Genomic DNA, 15,775 nt, shown 5'->3' on the forward strand with positions numbered 1-15,775 from the left:
GCTTGTTTTTGCAGGGAGATTATTTGTTATTCAGAATCAATGAAGGCTAAGAGCAGTGAATCAGTCTGCTTGTTTTATTGATTAAGCTAGATTCTGTGCCTTATGAAAGGAGAATGATATGAATAATAAGTTTTCTTGGCAAGCCCTAGCAAAATCCGCTTCTGCTGCCAAGTATGGGAGCGGCTTGCTGCTATGTGCTTCCCTCTTGTCCTTAGCAGCTTTTACAGCTGTCTCAAGAGTTGAAGCAGAAGATGTTGCGCCTGCCCCTGCCGCAGTAGTTGAAACGCCGACTTCTCCAGCAGCACAAGCAAGTCCTGAGGCTGAAAATCCAGCTGTGGCTGAACCCCAAGCAGCTCCTGCAAGTCAGGCCGAATCAGCTGCTAGCGAGTTGCCAGCTAGTCAGGTCATGTCCGATGAGCAGAAGCAGCGCGCCATTGCTCAGATGGGGGCCAATCAAGGGGATGTCTGGGTTTGGTCGGAGGAAAATGTCGTTGAAGAAAATGGGGAGCGTCAAAAGCGCGGTCCTAATGGTGGCCCCGGCCAATTTAATGGCGGAGCCGTCGTGTTAGGCGGTCGTCCGACTTATGACCCAGCGGCTGATTGGTACTACCTAGCTTATAAAGGCGAAGGGATGACCGACGAAGAAGCACAGGCTGTCTTTGACAAGGAACGCGGCAAATGGATGAATGAATTTGATCCTTGGGGCGTTGTGATGGAAATGACGGACAATAAGGCCAGCAATGCTTGGGCGGATATTCGTAACATGCAGGCTTTCGTGCTCCGGAAGGACTCCAATGTCTGGGAGAAAATTGTGGATCACCCTCAAGGAGTTCAATGGGTTGCTCAATTCAAGGGGAATATGTCCAGCTACGTAGGAGATGCGCGGCAGGAAGCCTTGGCTGGCGGGGGAACAGCTATTGAGGTATTACCTAAGCAGGATAGGGTTGCCCACTGGGGTTCTGAACAGGCTCGTGATATTCCGAATCCTCAGACCATTCGGGCTGTTCTGGTTTCTGTCGAAGCGCGTATTTCTGAAAAATCTGACCCAGATGCCAAGCTTGGTATTCAAGTTGGCGGTGACTGGAAATTTGCTGAAGAAGTGAGTAAGCCGCTCTGGTATCCAGGAGCTGGTCTGGCTGGTATTCAGAGACTGACCAAGGATTGGGCTCGTTACTATTTTGTCAGCCTCACTGGTATTCAAGATGCAGTCGAAGAAAGGGCGATTTCACAAGATGAGTTCATGAAGAGTATCGTGCCGTTGGCCGATATGGAGCAGGCCTCTCAAAATCAAGCCCAGCAGCTAAACCCTGCAAGGCCTGATCTAAAGAGTAGCCAGGTGGAAAATCTGACCTACAAAGCAAGCGGCAAGACGGACCCTCAAGCAGCGTCTCAAGAGCTAACTCTTGAGCAAGCTTCTTCCAAACAATTGCCTAAGACTGGCAGCCAAAGCAGTCTATTGACTAATTTGCTTGGAATCGGGCTCTTAGGACTGGGTGCTGGCTTCCTTGGCTTGAAGAAAAAATCTTAGCTTTGCAAGCTAGAGAAAAAAATAATCTACAAAAAAGCAACAGCAGTTTCTAGCTGTTGCTTTGTGTTTGAGTTAGGTTTTGCACGACAGGCTGTCCAAAATTAGGTGCTTGCGCAGCGGGCGGACTGCAGACAGGCTCTTGGTATTTTTGAGTAAAGCGGCATCTTGGGAAATTGGAGCAGCCCCAAAATTGCTGACCGACCTTAGAACCTTTGGCTGCTGTACGGAGCACCAATCCATGCTGGCAGCGAGGACAGATCTTTTCTGCTTCTCTACGTTGTTTATTCTGAGCAATGCTGTTAATATGGCGCTCTTTGACGACCTGCTTTCGCTTGGTCAAGGGCAGGAGCATACGATAGAGGTCGTCAATCTGCTCGGGCGACAGGTAGACTGGACTTTGGCAGGCCTTCCGGTCAATTGCCCCAATCACTTGCCAGGTCTTAATAACCTTATGCCTGTCACTGTGTAGATGGATTTCCTTGAGCTGACAGTCATTGCCAAAGACGATATAAGAATATAGATTTGGCGTGTATTGGTTGAGATAGTAGCTGAGCCATTTGAGATGGACTTTATTTTGAATAATGGGATTGAAAAAAGAATGTTTGTAAGATTTTCCACGGCCTCGGGAAAGAACCTGAGTCCAGTATTGCTGATTTTCTGAGCCGAAGATCCAGCCCTTGTAGTTTTTTGATTCAAAAATGTAAATCCCAGATGGATGAATCAGCAGGGCATCAATCTCAGTGGTCGTGCCATCTTCTTTGAAGATGTAGAGATTATACAAGATTTTTTTATAGCCATGGAGCTGGTTCAAGACCTGACCAAGCTGGTACTCTCCCTGTTTTCCCTTGTTGTATTTGAGTTCCCAAGGGGCAGTCTGGGTTTGCTGGAAATAGTCCGGCTCTTGGCTTTGGCTGGACGACCAATCCGAGTCCATATCTTCTCGGTCTTCAAGTAGCTTATAACTGATAAAAAAGACGATGCCAAAGACAGCCACGAATGCGACAAAAAAGAATCCAAACATTTCCTAATCTCCCTTAAAATCCCTAATTCGAGTATAGCACAAAATAAAGAACGAAAGATTTTTATAAGTGTAAAAACAAAATAACTGAACAATAAATTGAAATGTGTCTAAAAAAAACGGAAACTATCCTTTAAAAACTTATTTTTCAAAAACACCTCACAAACCTAAAAAATCATGTATAATAAAAAGACAGGAAAAGAATAGGAGTTATCATGTCTCAGGAATTAATCAGTGTTATCATCCCTGTTTACAATGTTGAGCAGTATTTAGCAGACTCCAGTATTGTCGCGACAGCGCTGCAGCTGTCGGCATGCAATCCAGCTTGGTCTATCAGGAAATTGAAAGCAAACTCAAACTGTTTGGAGAATAAACAAAACAAGCCACCTTTCAACCGCAGGGCTGAAAGCGTGGCTTGTTTTTTTAGTGTTTGAAAATTAAAGACTAAAAATAACAATTAATGTCATGCTTCAAAAAGACATCTTGGTATTCAAATAAGTCTTCGGGGTGTAAGGCCTTGACGTCTTCCATGGCATACTTTCGGCCGAGTAATTTGTATTTATTTTCGCCAAATTGATGGAAAGGCAGCAGCTGGACTTGATCGATAGATAGTTCATTAAACAGGGTCGCAAACTTCTCCGCATCTTCTAAAGAGTCATTAAAATCTGGAATGACTGGAATGCGCAGAACAATCGTCTTTTGATGAGTGAAGGCGTAGTGGATATTCTGAACAATCAATTCGTTTTTTACTCCAGTCACCTTGCGGTGGTTGACAGAGTTATAATGCTTCAGGTCTGTATAGATAAAATCAACGTATTGGATGAGATCCACGAATTTTTCGTGTTCTACAAAGGCAGTTGTTTCGATAGCAGTATGAATCCCTTTTTCCTTAGCTGCTTTGAGAATGGCCTTGGCAAATTCAAACTGGGCGAAAATCTCTCCGCCAGATAAGGTTAGGCCGCCACCAGATTCTTCATAAAAATCTCTGTCCTTTAGGACTTCGTTGATAATCTCCTCGACACTTCTTTCCTCCCCCATAGTGATGCTTTTTTTGGTAGTAGCATCCAGCATAGGCTCGGGTCTGAATTGCTGTGATTCTGGATTGGAGCACCAAGGGCAGCGCAGAGGACAGCCCTTGAGGAAAACCGTTGTACGAATCCCTGGTCCATCATGAATACTGAAATGTTGGATGTTGAAAATAATTCCTTTTGTTGTTTCCATACTCAGGCCTCCTTTGGATACAATCATTATAACTTATTTTAGAAAGAAAAACAATTACGAATGAAAGTATTTTTTATTTTATTTTTAAGGTGTCTTTTGTTACAATAATAGCAGAGGTGATAGAATGGAACGTTTAGATGAAATTGTGAAATTAGTATCTGAATTTGAACGAATCGATGTCAATACTTTATCTGACCGCTTAAAAGTGTCCAAAGTAACGATTCGCAAAGACTTGGATAAGCTGGAAACCAAAGGTCTGCTACGCAGAGAGCATGGCTATGCTGTTTTAAATAGCGGCGATGATCTGAATGTCAGACTTTCCTTTCATTATGATACCAAGCGCCGAATTGCCCAGGAAGCAGCAAAAATCGTTCAGGATAATGAAACCATTATGATTGAATCTGGATCGACCTGTGCTTTACTAGCTGAGGAAATCTGCCGAACGAAGAAGAATGTCAAGATTATTACCAATTCTTATTTTATTGCAGATTATATAAAACAAACTGATTCTTGTAAAATTATCTTGCTGGGCGGAGAATTTCAGAAAGATTCGCAGGTGACAGTAGGGCCTCTTCTCAAGGAAATGATTCGCTTTTTCCATGTAGAACATGCCTTTGTCGGAACAGATGGCTATGATGAAAATCTAGGCTTTACCGGCAAGGATCTGATGCGGAGTGAGGTTGTACAGTATATGTCAGAGGCATCTGACCGGATGATTGTCTTGACGGACTCAAGCAAGTTCACCAGAAAAGGAACGGTTAAGAGATTTGGCTTCAAGCAGATTGCCCAAGTGGTGACTGACAAGGCGATTCCTAAAGAGGCTGTTGAACGCTTGAAAGCTGCCGATATTAAGCTGACTCTAATCTAGCAGAGAGAAGGAGATAAGATGAAAAATGAAAGAAAGAAACTATTGGCAAAAATTGCTTATCTCTACTATATCGAAGAAAGAAGCCAGTCTGACATTGCGGCTGAGACGGGGATTTATCGCACCACCATCAGCCGAATGCTGGCAGAAGCGAAAAAAGAGGGCATTGTAAAGATTGAGATTGAAGACTTTGACACTCGCTTGTTCCATTTGGAAAACTATGTAAAAGAAAAATACGGGCTCAAGGGAATCGAAATTGTCAGTAACTTAGTAGATGAATCTCCAGCAGACTTGGAAGAGAGGTTGGCTCAAGCTGCTGCGGGTATGCTACGCAGCCTGATTAAAGACAATGATAAAGTGGGATTTTCTTGGGGAAAGAGCTTGAGCCTTTTAGTAGAGCACTCCAGCAGCAAGCATTTGACAAATGTCCATTTCTTTCCTTTGGCAGGTGGACCGAGTCATATCCATGCACGCTACCATGTGAACACCCTCATCTATAGCATGGCTGGAAAATACCATGGGGACTGCCGTTTTATGAATTCCACAATTATTCAGGAGAATGAGCAACTGACAAATGGAATATTGGCGTCTAAATACTTTGAAGATCTGAAAAGCAGCTGGCAGGAGCTGGATGTGGCTGTGGTTGGTATTGGCGGGCAGGTTGACACGAGAAATCGTCAATGGTTGGACATGCTGACCCCAGAGGATTTTCTTGCTCTAGAGAGCCAGGCCGCAGTCGGAGAAATCTGCTGTCGCTTCTTTAATAAAAAAGGGGACATGGTCTACCAGCCTTTGCAAAATCGAACGATTGCCATCTCTTTGGAAAATTTGAAAAAAGTGCCGCTTAGTCTAGCCTTTGCTTATGGCAGTCAAAAATCTGCTGCTATCTTAGCGGTGTTGCGAGCTGGCTATGTCAATCACTTGGTCACAGATGAAGCGACGATTTTAAAAATGCTAGAACTAGATGGAGATAGCAGCTTCCTCACTTCTTGATGGTAGTAGAATTTCAGGTGCAATAGATTTCCAAGACGGAATTCAGGGATTCTATTTTTTATAGTAAACTAGCACTTATATATGGAGGTGGATTGTTGATTTGAAAAAGCCGATGAAACAAAAATTGACTAGTTTAGCCACAGGGGAGCTAGTCGCTGTGCTAGTATTTTGGATGAATTTTTTCCTGCTCAAAAAATGGATTCTTACTACTGGAGCTTTGATTTCTATTTTATTCTCCTTGTTTGTACTGAGTTTTATTCTGATACAGGGCACTGTTTTCTGGTGGATTTTGATAAAAAGGATTTCCAATCCAGGATTTGCTGAAATATATGCAGGCAAAATTTACAGGATACTAAAATTCTTAGACCTTATTTTACTGGGTGTGGGAGCTCTGATAATTATTTTAAATTACAGTGGATTTCCCACATTTATAATCTCAGTAGCAATTTGGTTTTTTGCAGTCATCGAGTGGATGAATTATTTTAAATTGCAATTATCCTACAGTCTGAATCCTGCTGTTTTATTGAAATACATCCTCCAGAGGAAATTGCGGAAAAGTAAAATAGCAAAGGAAATTGAGAAAGCCGCATAAAAAAATAAGTTTCGGTTTCTTAAAATATTATATATGAGGAAGTAGAAGCAAATAGCCGCTGCTTCTTTTTTTGTGTCGAATCTGCTTATCGTTCGTATCTAATAGAGTGCCTTTGATTCGCAGATAAATACAGCTGTATAGGAGTTGTTTTTTTGTGGAGGAGTCTTTTTGCACAAATGTGCTAAAAAAATTAAATAAGCTAATTTGTTCTATAATATATTGACGGACTGAGATAAAGGTGATACATTCTAGTTACAAACAAAAACAATTCACTTTCAAACAAAAGAACAAGTTTTTGTTAATCATAAAGATAGGAGCGGTTGTAACATATGGAAATGATTGTAGCAGATCAAATTATCATGGGCCTTATCTTAGACGCTGGTGATGCTAAGCAGCATATTTATCAAGCTTTATCACTAGCTAAAGATGGTAAGTTTTCAGAATGCGATGAGCAGATTGAGCTTGCAGATAAGGCGCTGTTAGAGGCCCATAACTTGCAGACCAAGTTCCTAGCTCAGGAAGCTGGAGGAACGAAAACAGAGATCACAGCGCTGTTTGTTCATTCTCAGGATCATTTGATGACTAGCATTACAGAGATTAACCTCATCAAAGAAATCATCGACTTGAGAAGAGAATTACAAGGGAAAAAATGAATCATCAGGAGGATGAAAAGATGGTCAAGATTGGTTTGTTTTGCGCGGCAGGTTTTTCAACAGGAATGTTGGTCAACAATATGAAGATAGCTGCAGCTGAAAAAGGGCTGGAAGCTGAGATTGAAGCATACTCTCAGGCTAAGCTGGCTGATTATGCAGCGGATCTGGATGTCGCTTTATTGGGCCCGCAGGTAGCCTATACACTAGACAAATCTACAGCTATTTGCGACAGCTGCCATACTCCGATTGCAGTTATTCCGATGGCTGATTACGGTATGCTAGATGGTAAAAAAGTGCTAAACCTCGCTTTGAGTTTGTTGGATAAACATTAAAATCAAGGAGCTTCGTTATGTCTAAAGTGGATACTCAAAAAATCATTGCGCCGATTATGAAGTTTGTCAATATGCGCGGGATTATCGCCTTAAAAGATGGTATGTTGGCAATTTTGCCTCTTACAGTTGTGGGAAGTCTATTCTTGATTTTAGGGCAATTACCGTTTGAAGGTCTAAATCAAGCCATTGCTGGTGTGTTTGGGGCTGACTGGACAGAACCGTTTATGCAGGTTTATTCAGGGACCTTTGCCATTATGGGGCTGATTTCTTGTTTTTCAATTGGTTATTCTTATGCCAAGAACAGCGGTGTAGAGCCTCTGCCGGCAGGAGTGCTGTCTCTTTCTTCTTTCTTTATCCTTTTGAAATCCTCCTACATACCAGAAAAGGGTGAGGCGATTGCAGATGCGATTGCCAAGGTCTGGTTTGGCGGTCAAGGAATCATTGGGGCCATTCTCATTGGTCTGGCAGTTGGCAGTATCTATACGATTTTCATTCAAAAGCATATTGTTATCAAAATGCCAGAGCAGGTTCCTCAAGCGATTGCCAAGCAGTTTGAAGCCATGATTCCAGCTTTCGTTATTTTCTTGCTGTCGATGGTTGTTTATATTATTGCTAAGATAGCGACTGGTGGCGGTACCTTTATTGAGATGATTTACGATGTCATTCAGGTGCCTCTGCAAGGTCTGACGGGCTCTCTGTATGGAGCTATCGGTATTGCTTTCTTCATTTCTTTCTTATGGTGGTTTGGCGTTCATGGGCAGTCCGTTGTCAATGGTGTCGTAACAGCCTTGCTGCTGTCAAATCTAGATGCCAATAAGGCCTTACTTGCTGCAGATAAGCTGTCTGTCAGTCAAGGCGCTCATATTGTGACCCAGCAATTTTTGGATAGCTTTCTTATCTTATCGGGCTCAGGTATCACTTTTGGAGTGGTCGTGGCCATGCTCTTTGCCGCCAAGTCCAAGCAGTATAAGGCTCTAGGAAAAGTTGCTGCTTTCCCAGCAATCTTTAATGTCAATGAGCCAGTTGTCTTTGGTTTTCCGATTGTGATGAATCCGGTCATGTTTCTGCCTTTTGTTTTGGTTCCGGTTTTGGCTGCTTTGATTGTCTACATGGCGATTGCGGTTGGCTTTATGCAGCCATTCGCGGGTGTGACTTTGCCTTGGAGTACACCGGCTATCATTTCTGGCTTTATGGTCGCTGGCTGGCAAGGGGCAGTTATTCAAATTGTCATCCTAGCCATGTCCGCCTTTGTCTATTTCCCATTTGTGAAGTTTCAGGATAAGATTGCCTACAATAACGAATTGGAAAATGAAGAATAATCTGATTTTGTTGGATGAAAACACAAAAGTTTCTTGGTTCAGATGGCACAAATGTGCAAAAAATCTTTAATTTAGTAATCGCCTATAAATGATTGAATTCTAGAATTTTGCGTGTTACAATAGTTACGAAAGAAATAAATTAAATTTCATAAGAAAGGTCGTAGTCAAATGATCCAAGTAAAAGAAGTAGAAAAAACAACAATAAAAACAGATTATTTTGGCAGCTTAACAGAGCGGATGAATAAATATAGGGAAGATGTTTTAAATAAAAAACCCTATATTGACGCGGAGCGTGCTGTCCTAGCTACTAAGGCCTATGATAAGCATAAGGAAAAACCAAATGTGTTGAAACGTGCTTACATGCTCAAAGAGATTTTGGAAAATATGACGCTTTATATCGAAGATGAAACGATGATTGTCGGTAATCAGGCTTCATCTAATAAAGATGCGCCTATTTTCCCAGAGTATACTTTAGAGTTTGTACTCAATGAACTAGATCTTTTTGAGAAGCGGGATGGAGACGTCTTCTATATCACAGAGGAAACCAAAGAGCAGCTCCGCAGCATCGCTCCTTTCTGGGAAAACAATAACCTCCGTGCTCGAGCAGGGGCTCTACTTCCAGAAGAAGTTCAGGTTTATATGGAAACTGGCTTCTTTGGTATGGAAGGAAAGATGAACTCTGGGGACGCCCACTTGGCGGTCAACTATCAAAAACTCTTGGCTTATGGGCTGAAAGGTTTTGAAGAAAAAGCTCGCGCAGCTAAGGAAGCTTTGGATTTGACCGATCCGGCTAGTATTGACAAATACCACTTCTATGATTCCATTTTCATCGTAGTAGATGCTGTGAAAGCTTATGCGGAGCGTTTTGTGGCCTTGGCCAATCAGCTGGCTGAAAAAGCAGAGCCTAAGCGCCGTCAGGAGCTCTTAGAAATCGCTAGAATTTGTTCTAAAGTGCCGTACGAGCCAGCATCAACCTTTGCTGAAGCTGTTCAGTCTGTTTGGTTTATCCAGTGTATCCTTCAGATTGAGTCCAACGGACATTCACTCTCTTATGGACGCTTTGACCAGTACATGTATCCTTATGTCAAGGCAGATTTGGAAGCTGGTCGTGAGACAGAGGCTAGTATTGTGGAACGCTTAACCAATCTCTGGATTAAGACGATTACCATTAATAAAGTGCGCAGCCAGGCCCACACATTCTCATCTGCGGGCAGTCCCCTTTATCAAAATGTGACAATCGGGGGCCAAACGAGAGATAAGAGAGATGCAGTCAACCCACTTTCCTACCTTGTCTTGAAATCTGTAGCTCAAACTCATCTTCCTCAGCCGAATCTGACCGTTCGCTATCATGCAGGCCTAGATGCTCGCTTTATGAATGAGTGTATTGAAGTCATGAAGCTTGGCTTCGGTATGCCGGCCTTCAATAATGATGAAATCATCATCCCGTCCTTTATCGCTAAAGGCGTTTTGGAAGAAGATGCATATGACTACAGTGCTATCGGCTGTGTGGAAACTGCTGTGCCTGGTAAATGGGGCTACCGTTGTACAGGCATGAGCTACATGAACTTCCCTAAGGTGCTCCTCATCACTATGAACGATGGTATTGATCCAGCATCTGGCAAGCGCTTTGCGCCAAGCTTCGGTCATTTTAAAGATATGAAGAGCTTTGCTGAGCTGCAAACGGCTTGGGACAAGACCTTGCGTCATTTGACCCGCATGAGTGTCATCGTGGAAAATTCTATCGACCTGTCTCTCGAAAGAGAAGTACCGGATATCCTCTGCTCAGCTTTGACAGATGACTGTATCGGACGCGGTAAGCATTTGAAAGAAGGCGGAGCTGTCTATGACTATATTTCTGGTCTTCAAGTCGGTATTGCCAATCTATCAGACTCATTGGCGGCCATCAAGAAGCTGGTCTTTGAAGAAGGCAGGCTGACTCCGGCTGAACTCTGGCATGCACTTGAAACAGACTATGCAGGTGAGCGTGGTAAAGAAATTCAAGAGATGCTGATTCATGATGCACCAAAATATGGTAATGATGATGATTACGCAGATAAGCTAGTGACAGATGCTTACGATATTTATGTGGATGAAATCGCTAAATATCCAAATACCCGTTATGGCCGTGGTCCAATTGGCGGTATCCGCTACTCTGGAACATCTTCTATTTCAGCCAATGTAGGTCAAGGTCGCGGTACCTTGGCGACACCAGATGGCCGCAATGCCGGAACACCGCTCGCTGAAGGCTGCTCTCCATCCCACAATATGGACAAGAACGGCCCGACCTCTGTATTAAAATCTGTTTCCAAATTGCCGACAGATGAAATCGTAGGAGGCGTTCTGCTCAATCAAAAAGTCAACCCTCAGACCCTGTCTAAGGAAGAAGATAAAGTGAAACTTATTGCCTTGCTTCGTACATTCTTTAACCGTCTGCATGGCTATCATATCCAATACAATGTCGTTTCTAGGGAAACCTTGATTGATGCTCAGAAGCATCCTGAAAAACACCGCGATTTGATTGTTCGCGTTGCAGGCTACTCTGCTTTCTTCAATGTGCTTTCCAAGGCGACGCAAGATGATATTATCGGACGTACGGAGCACACATTGTAAAAGAGGTCCAATTTATGGAATTCATGCTTGATACCTTAAATTTAGAGGAGATAAAAAAATGGTCGGAAGTCCTCCCTTTGGCGGGAGTGACTTCTAATCCGACCATCGCAAAAAAAGAAGGAAAAATAGATTTCTTCGAACGGATTCGTGCCGTTCGGGAAATCATAGGAGAAGGTCCATCTATCCATGTGCAGGTTGTTGCCAAGGATTATGAGGGCATCCTGAAAGATGCTGCTGGAATTCGAAAAAAATGCGGCGATGCTGTCTACATTAAAGTTCCGGTCACACCGGCTGGGCTGGCAGCTATCAAAACTCTCAAAGCAGAGGGTTACAAGATTACAGCGACAGCCATTTATACGACCTTTCAAGGGCTATTAGCCATTGAAGCGGGGGCTGACTACCTTGCTCCTTACTATAACCGCATGGAAAATCTCAATATCGATTCAGATGCTGTCATCAGCCAGCTTGCTCAGGCTATTGAGCGGGATCATTCCGCCAGCAAAATATTGGCAGCTTCCTTTAAGAATGTTGACCAAATCAATCGTGCTTTTGCTGATGGAGCCCAAGCCATTACAGCAGGACCAGATATCTTTGCAGCAGCCTTTGCCATGCCGTCTATCGCTAAGGCAGTGGATGACTTTGCTGCAGACTGGTCAGCAATTCACAATCAGGAACACATTTAACAGGCATATATAATGCTCTATCTATAAAAAAGAAAGAGGTGCTCTATGAAAATTTTTGCAAGTCCGTCTCGTTATATTCAGGGAGAAAATGCTCTGTTTGAAAATGCGAAACAGATTCTTCAATTAGGAAGCCATCCAGTCTTGCTTTGTGATGATGTGGTTTACCAGATTGTTGGGGAGAAATTCAATGACTACCTTACACGTTATGGCTTTCATGTGCTGCATGTCGCTTTTAATGGAGAAGCTTCTGATGCTGAAATTGATCGGGTCGTTGCTCTGGCTGAAAAAGACGGAGCAGACTTGGTTATTGGTTTAGGCGGTGGAAAAACCATTGACAGTGCGAAGGCGATTGCAGACATACTAGGACGTCCTGTGGTCATTGCGCCAACCATTGCCTCTACAGATGCCCCAACTTCAGCACTTTCTGTTATCTATACAGAAGATGGAGCCTTTAAAAAGTACATTTTCTATAGTAAAAACCCCGAACTAGTCTTGGTGGATACGAAAGTGATTGCTGGAGCGCCAAAACGGCTTCTGGCTTCTGGGATTGCAGATGGTTTAGCGACTTGGGTAGAGGCGCGTGCTGTCCAGCAGAAAAATGGCACTACCATGCTGGGACAAAGACAGAGTTTGGCTGGTGTAGCGATTGCGAAGAAGTGTGAAGAAACACTGTTTGCAGATGGCCTGCAGGCTATCGCGGCCTGCGAAGCGAAAGTCGTGACTCCAGCTCTGGAAAATATTATTGAAGCCAATACCCTTCTCAGCGGCGTCGGCTTTGAGAGCGGAGGTTTAGCAGCAGCCCATGCTATCCACAACGGCTTTACAGCTCTCACAGGCGATATTCATCACCTGACCCACGGCGAAAAAGTTGCCTATGGAACCTTGACCCAGCTCTTCTTAGAAAACAGACCTAAAGAAGAATTGGAAAAATATATTCGCTTCTATCAAAAGATTGGTATGCCGACAACTCTGAAAGAAATGCATTTAGAAAATGCCAGCTATGAAGATTTGCTCAAAGTTGGTCAGCAAGCGACAATTGAGGGCGAAACCATTCATCAGATGCCATTTGAGATTTCAGCTTCTGACATTGCAGGTGCCATCTTAGCAGTCGACCAATATGTCAGGGATTTGGATAAACAAAAGTAAAATACAAAACAAGCCACCTTTCAACCATAGGGCTGACAGCGTGGCTTGTTTTTTGGTGGAGAGCTCCCTTGTCTGATGTGTCTGGCAGTCATGAAATTCCGTCTTTCAAAATCCCTTGAAAATGGTATAATAGAAACAGTACAAAAAATGGAGAAAAGAATGGCTTATTATAATCACAAAGAAATCGAGCCCAAGTGGCAGAAATACTGGGCAGAGCACCATACATTTAAGACAGGTACGGATAAGGACAAGCCTAACTTTTATGCGCTGGATATGTTTCCTTATCCATCAGGAGCGGGGCTCCATGTAGGGCATCCGGAGGGCTACACGGCGACAGATATCCTCAGCCGCTACAAGCGGGCTCAGGGCTATAATGTCCTGCATCCTATGGGCTGGGATGCCTTTGGTCTGCCGGCTGAGCAATACGCCATGGATACAGGCAATGACCCGGCTGACTTTACATCAGAAAACATCGCCAACTTCAAGCGTCAAATCAACGCTCTTGGCTTTTCCTATGACTGGGATCGGGAGGTTAATACAACTAACCCTAATTACTACAAGTGGACCCAGTGGATTTTTACCAAGCTTTACGAAAAAGGCTTGGCTTATGAAGCTGAGGTACCAGTAAACTGGGTTGAAGAGCTGGGAACGGCTATTGCCAATGAGGAAGTTCTGCCAGACGGTACATCTGAGCGCGGTGGCTATCCAGTTGTCCGCAAACCCATGCGTCAGTGGATGCTGAAAATCACAGCCTATGCAGAACGTCTGCTCAATGACTTGGAGGAATTGGACTGGCCAGAATCTATCAAGGATATGCAGCGCAACTGGATCGGCAAGTCAACCGGTGCCAATGTAACCTTCAAGATTAAGGGCACAGACAAGGACTTCACCGTCTTTACGACTCGTCCGGATACCCTTTTTGGTGCGACCTATGCTGTTTTGGCTCCGGAGCATGCTCTCGTTGATGCCATTACAAGTGCCGAACAAGCTCAAGCAGTTGCAGACTACAAACATGCAGCCAGTCTCAAATCTGACCTTGCTCGGACTGATTTGGCTAAGGATAAGACTGGTGTCTGGACAGGCGCATATGCCATCAATCCAGTCAACGGAAAGGAAATCCCCATCTGGATTGCCGACTATGTGCTTGCAAGCTACGGAACAGGTGCTATCATGGCTGTTCCTGCGCATGATGAGCGCGACTGGGAGTTTGCTAAGCAGTTTAACTTGGAGATTATTCCGGTTCTAGAGGGTGGCAATGTTGCTGATGCTGCTTACACAGAAGACGGTCCGCATATTAACTCGGGCTTCCTAGATGGCTTGGACAAGGCTGCCGCTATCGACAAGATGGTTGCTTGGCTGGAAGCAGAAGGTGTCGGAAATGAAAAAGTCACCTATCGTCTGCGCGACTGGCTCTTTAGCCGTCAGCGCTACTGGGGTGAGCCGATTCCAATCATTCATTGGGAAGACGGGACTTCAACGGCTGTTCCTGAAAATGAACTGCCGCTTGTCCTGCCTGTAACCAAAGATATCCGCCCCTCTGGTACCGGTGAAAGTCCTCTGGCCAATCTGACTGACTGGCTGGAAGTGACTCGGGAAGATGGGGTCAAAGGACGCCGCGAAACCAACACCATGCCTCAATGGGCTGGTTCCAGCTGGTATTACCTGCGTTACATTGACCCGCACAATAATGAGAAATTAGCAGACGAAGAGCTGCTCAAGGCTTGGCTTCCAGTTGACATTTACATCGGTGGTGCAGAGCACGCTGTGCTCCATCTCCTCTATGCTCGCTTCTGGCACAAATTCCTCTATGATATCGGAGTGGTTCCGACCAAAGAGCCTTTCCAAAAACTCTTTAACCAAGGAATGATTCTGGGGACTAGCTACCGTGATAGCCGTGGTGCTTTAGTGGCGACAGACAAGGTGGAAAAACGAGATGGTTCTTTCTTCAACATCGAAACAGGAGAAGAGCTGGAGCAGGCGCCTGCTAAGATGTCTAAGTCTCTGAAGAATGTAGTCAACCCAGATGATGTAGTGGAGCAGTATGGCGCTGATACATTGCGTGTCTATGAAATGTTCATGGGGCCACTGGATGCGTCTATCGCTTGGAGCGAGGAAGGGTTAGAAGGCAGTCGTAAGTTCCTTGATCGGGTTTATCGACTTCTTAATTCTAAGGAGCTTGTCTCTGAAACTAGCGGAGCTTTGGACAAGGTCTACCATGAAACAGTCAAGTCTGTCACAGAGCAGATTGAGGAGCTCAAGTTCAATACTGCCATTGCCCAGCTCATGATCTTTGTCAATGCAGCCAACAAGGAAGAAAAACTCTATGTCGAATATGCTAAAGGTTTCATTCAATTGCTGGCGCCTTTTGCACCGCACTTGGCTGAAGAACTCTGGCAGTCAGTAGCTCAAACAGACCAGAGCATCTCCTACGTAGCCTGGCCAACTTATGACGAAAGCAAACTGGTTGAGGCAGAGGTCGAAATCGTAGTTCAAATCAAGGGTAAAGTTCGTGCTAAGTTAGTTGTAGCTAAGGACCTGAGCCGTGAGGAACTGCAGGGAATTGCCCTTGCAGATGAGAAAATTAAATCTGAAATTGCCGACAAAGAAGTTGTAAAAGTTATTAGTGTTCCAAATAAACTAGTTAATATTGTGGTGAAATAATTAGTTTGTTACATCATTATAGTGAATTTAGAGAGGAGTCGTTTAAAACGGCTCTTTTTTCAATACTTTTCTTCTCTTAAATAGTAGAACTTTTCTCATTTTTCGATTTTCTCTTGTATTAGTTCTAGGTTTTATTTATAATCATTATAAATAA

At 43.9% G+C, this 15,775-nt stretch carries 13 protein-coding genes and 1 pseudogene; 12 read left to right on the forward strand and 2 right to left on the reverse strand.

What is annotated here, in order from left to right; all coding sequences use genetic code 11:
* The first annotated feature begins 118 nt into the window (after nt 1–118).
* A complete protein-coding gene (locus tag SSV_RS01055) occupies nt 119–1,528 on the forward strand; it encodes an LPXTG cell wall anchor domain-containing protein (RefSeq protein WP_072073325.1) in 1,410 nt (469 codons plus the stop codon).
* A 49-nt stretch (nt 1,529–1,577) separates the two neighbouring features.
* Here the strand turns inward: SSV_RS01055 and SSV_RS01060 are convergent, their stop codons facing one another.
* Entirely contained in the window at nt 1,578–2,549 is a 972-nt protein-coding gene (locus SSV_RS01060; RefSeq protein WP_072073326.1) for a nuclease-related domain-containing protein, read from the reverse strand.
* Nucleotides 2,550–2,823: 274 nt separating this feature from the next.
* Between SSV_RS01060 and SSV_RS11830 the strand changes: the two are divergent.
* Nucleotides 2,824–2,919, forward strand: a pseudogene (locus tag SSV_RS11830) (glycosyltransferase family 2 protein); the annotation flags it as partial.
* Between the two features lie 71 nt (nt 2,920–2,990).
* Here the strand turns inward: SSV_RS11830 and SSV_RS01070 are convergent.
* Complete coding sequence (locus SSV_RS01070) at nt 2,991–3,767, reverse strand: glycyl-radical enzyme activating protein (RefSeq protein WP_168955884.1); 777 nt, start codon at nt 3,765–3,767, stop codon at nt 2,991–2,993.
* A gap of 124 nt (nt 3,768–3,891) precedes the next feature.
* Here SSV_RS01070 and SSV_RS01075 point away from each other — a divergent pair, with 124 nt between their 5' ends.
* The 10 genes from SSV_RS01075 (at nt 3,892) to leuS (ending at nt 15,621) form a co-directional block, all read left to right on the forward strand.
* On the forward strand, nt 3,892–4,635 hold the full coding sequence (locus SSV_RS01075) for a DeoR/GlpR family DNA-binding transcription regulator (protein WP_002907363.1): 744 nt from the start codon (nt 3,892–3,894) through the stop codon (nt 4,633–4,635).
* 18 nt (nt 4,636–4,653) lie between these two features.
* On the forward strand, nt 4,654–5,625 hold the full coding sequence (locus tag SSV_RS01080; RefSeq protein ID WP_072073329.1) for a sugar-binding transcriptional regulator: 972 nt from the start codon (nt 4,654–4,656) through the stop codon (nt 5,623–5,625).
* Nucleotides 5,626–5,725: 100 nt separating this feature from the next.
* Nucleotides 5,726–6,217: a hypothetical protein gene (locus SSV_RS01085; RefSeq protein ID WP_176693523.1), complete on the forward strand. Its 492-nt coding sequence runs from the start codon at nt 5,726–5,728 to the stop codon at nt 6,215–6,217.
* Nucleotides 6,218–6,546: 329 nt separating this feature from the next.
* Nucleotides 6,547–6,870 carry a PTS lactose/cellobiose transporter subunit IIA gene (locus tag SSV_RS01090; RefSeq protein WP_002907360.1) on the forward strand — a complete coding sequence of 108 codons (324 nt, stop codon included), beginning with the start codon at nt 6,547–6,549 and terminating at the stop codon, nt 6,868–6,870.
* A gap of 20 nt (nt 6,871–6,890) precedes the next feature.
* The gene (locus tag SSV_RS01095) at nt 6,891–7,202 is read left to right on the forward strand and encodes a PTS sugar transporter subunit IIB (protein ID WP_072074895.1); all 312 of its coding nucleotides are present in this window, start codon (nt 6,891–6,893) and stop codon (nt 7,200–7,202) included.
* 17 nt (nt 7,203–7,219) lie between these two features.
* Nucleotides 7,220–8,521: a PTS sugar transporter subunit IIC gene (locus SSV_RS01100; RefSeq protein WP_072073331.1), complete on the forward strand. Its 1,302-nt coding sequence runs from the start codon at nt 7,220–7,222 to the stop codon at nt 8,519–8,521.
* Nucleotides 8,522–8,689: 168 nt separating this feature from the next.
* A complete protein-coding gene (locus tag SSV_RS01105) occupies nt 8,690–11,131 on the forward strand; it encodes a glycyl radical protein (RefSeq protein ID WP_002896656.1) in 2,442 nt (813 codons plus the stop codon).
* 14 nt (nt 11,132–11,145) lie between these two features.
* A complete protein-coding gene (locus SSV_RS01110; RefSeq protein WP_072073332.1) occupies nt 11,146–11,814 on the forward strand; it encodes a fructose-6-phosphate aldolase in 669 nt (222 codons plus the stop codon).
* Between the two features lie 45 nt (nt 11,815–11,859).
* Nucleotides 11,860–12,960 (forward strand): glycerol dehydrogenase, encoded by a 1,101-nt coding sequence (locus SSV_RS01115; protein WP_072073333.1) that lies wholly within the window; start codon nt 11,860–11,862, stop codon nt 12,958–12,960.
* 159 nt (nt 12,961–13,119) lie between these two features.
* Nucleotides 13,120–15,621 carry a leucine--tRNA ligase gene (gene leuS / locus SSV_RS01120; protein ID WP_141640121.1) on the forward strand — a complete coding sequence of 834 codons (2,502 nt, stop codon included), beginning with the start codon at nt 13,120–13,122 and terminating at the stop codon, nt 15,619–15,621.
* The last annotated feature ends 154 nt before the right edge of the window (nt 15,622–15,775 follow it).

Origin of the sequence: Streptococcus sanguinis (genome assembly GCF_001078705.1) — a bacterium.
Classification (GTDB): Bacteria; Bacillota; Bacilli; order Lactobacillales; family Streptococcaceae; genus Streptococcus; species Streptococcus sanguinis_D.

What these genes read in the sequence shown, in the direction of transcription:
- SSV_RS01055 (WP_072073325.1), top strand. Translation starts at nt 119, where the DNA reads ATGAATAATAAGTTTTCTTGGCAAGCCCTAGCAAAATCCGCTTCTGCT.
- SSV_RS01060 (WP_072073326.1), bottom strand. Translation starts at nt 2,549, where the DNA reads ATGTTTGGATTCTTTTTTGTCGCATTCGTGGCTGTCTTTGGCATCGTC.
- SSV_RS01070 (WP_168955884.1), bottom strand. Translation starts at nt 3,767, where the DNA reads ATGGAAACAACAAAAGGAATTATTTTCAACATCCAACATTTCAGTATT.
- SSV_RS01075 (WP_002907363.1), top strand. Translation starts at nt 3,892, where the DNA reads ATGGAACGTTTAGATGAAATTGTGAAATTAGTATCTGAATTTGAACGA.
- SSV_RS01080 (WP_072073329.1), top strand. Translation starts at nt 4,654, where the DNA reads ATGAAAAATGAAAGAAAGAAACTATTGGCAAAAATTGCTTATCTCTAC.
- SSV_RS01090 (WP_002907360.1), top strand. Translation starts at nt 6,547, where the DNA reads ATGGAAATGATTGTAGCAGATCAAATTATCATGGGCCTTATCTTAGAC.
- SSV_RS01095 (WP_072074895.1), top strand. Translation starts at nt 6,891, where the DNA reads ATGGTCAAGATTGGTTTGTTTTGCGCGGCAGGTTTTTCAACAGGAATG.
- SSV_RS01100 (WP_072073331.1), top strand. Translation starts at nt 7,220, where the DNA reads ATGTCTAAAGTGGATACTCAAAAAATCATTGCGCCGATTATGAAGTTT.
- SSV_RS01105 (WP_002896656.1), top strand. Translation starts at nt 8,690, where the DNA reads ATGATCCAAGTAAAAGAAGTAGAAAAAACAACAATAAAAACAGATTAT.
- SSV_RS01110 (WP_072073332.1), top strand. Translation starts at nt 11,146, where the DNA reads ATGGAATTCATGCTTGATACCTTAAATTTAGAGGAGATAAAAAAATGG.
- SSV_RS01115 (WP_072073333.1), top strand. Translation starts at nt 11,860, where the DNA reads ATGAAAATTTTTGCAAGTCCGTCTCGTTATATTCAGGGAGAAAATGCT.
- leuS (WP_141640121.1), top strand. Translation starts at nt 13,120, where the DNA reads ATGGCTTATTATAATCACAAAGAAATCGAGCCCAAGTGGCAGAAATAC.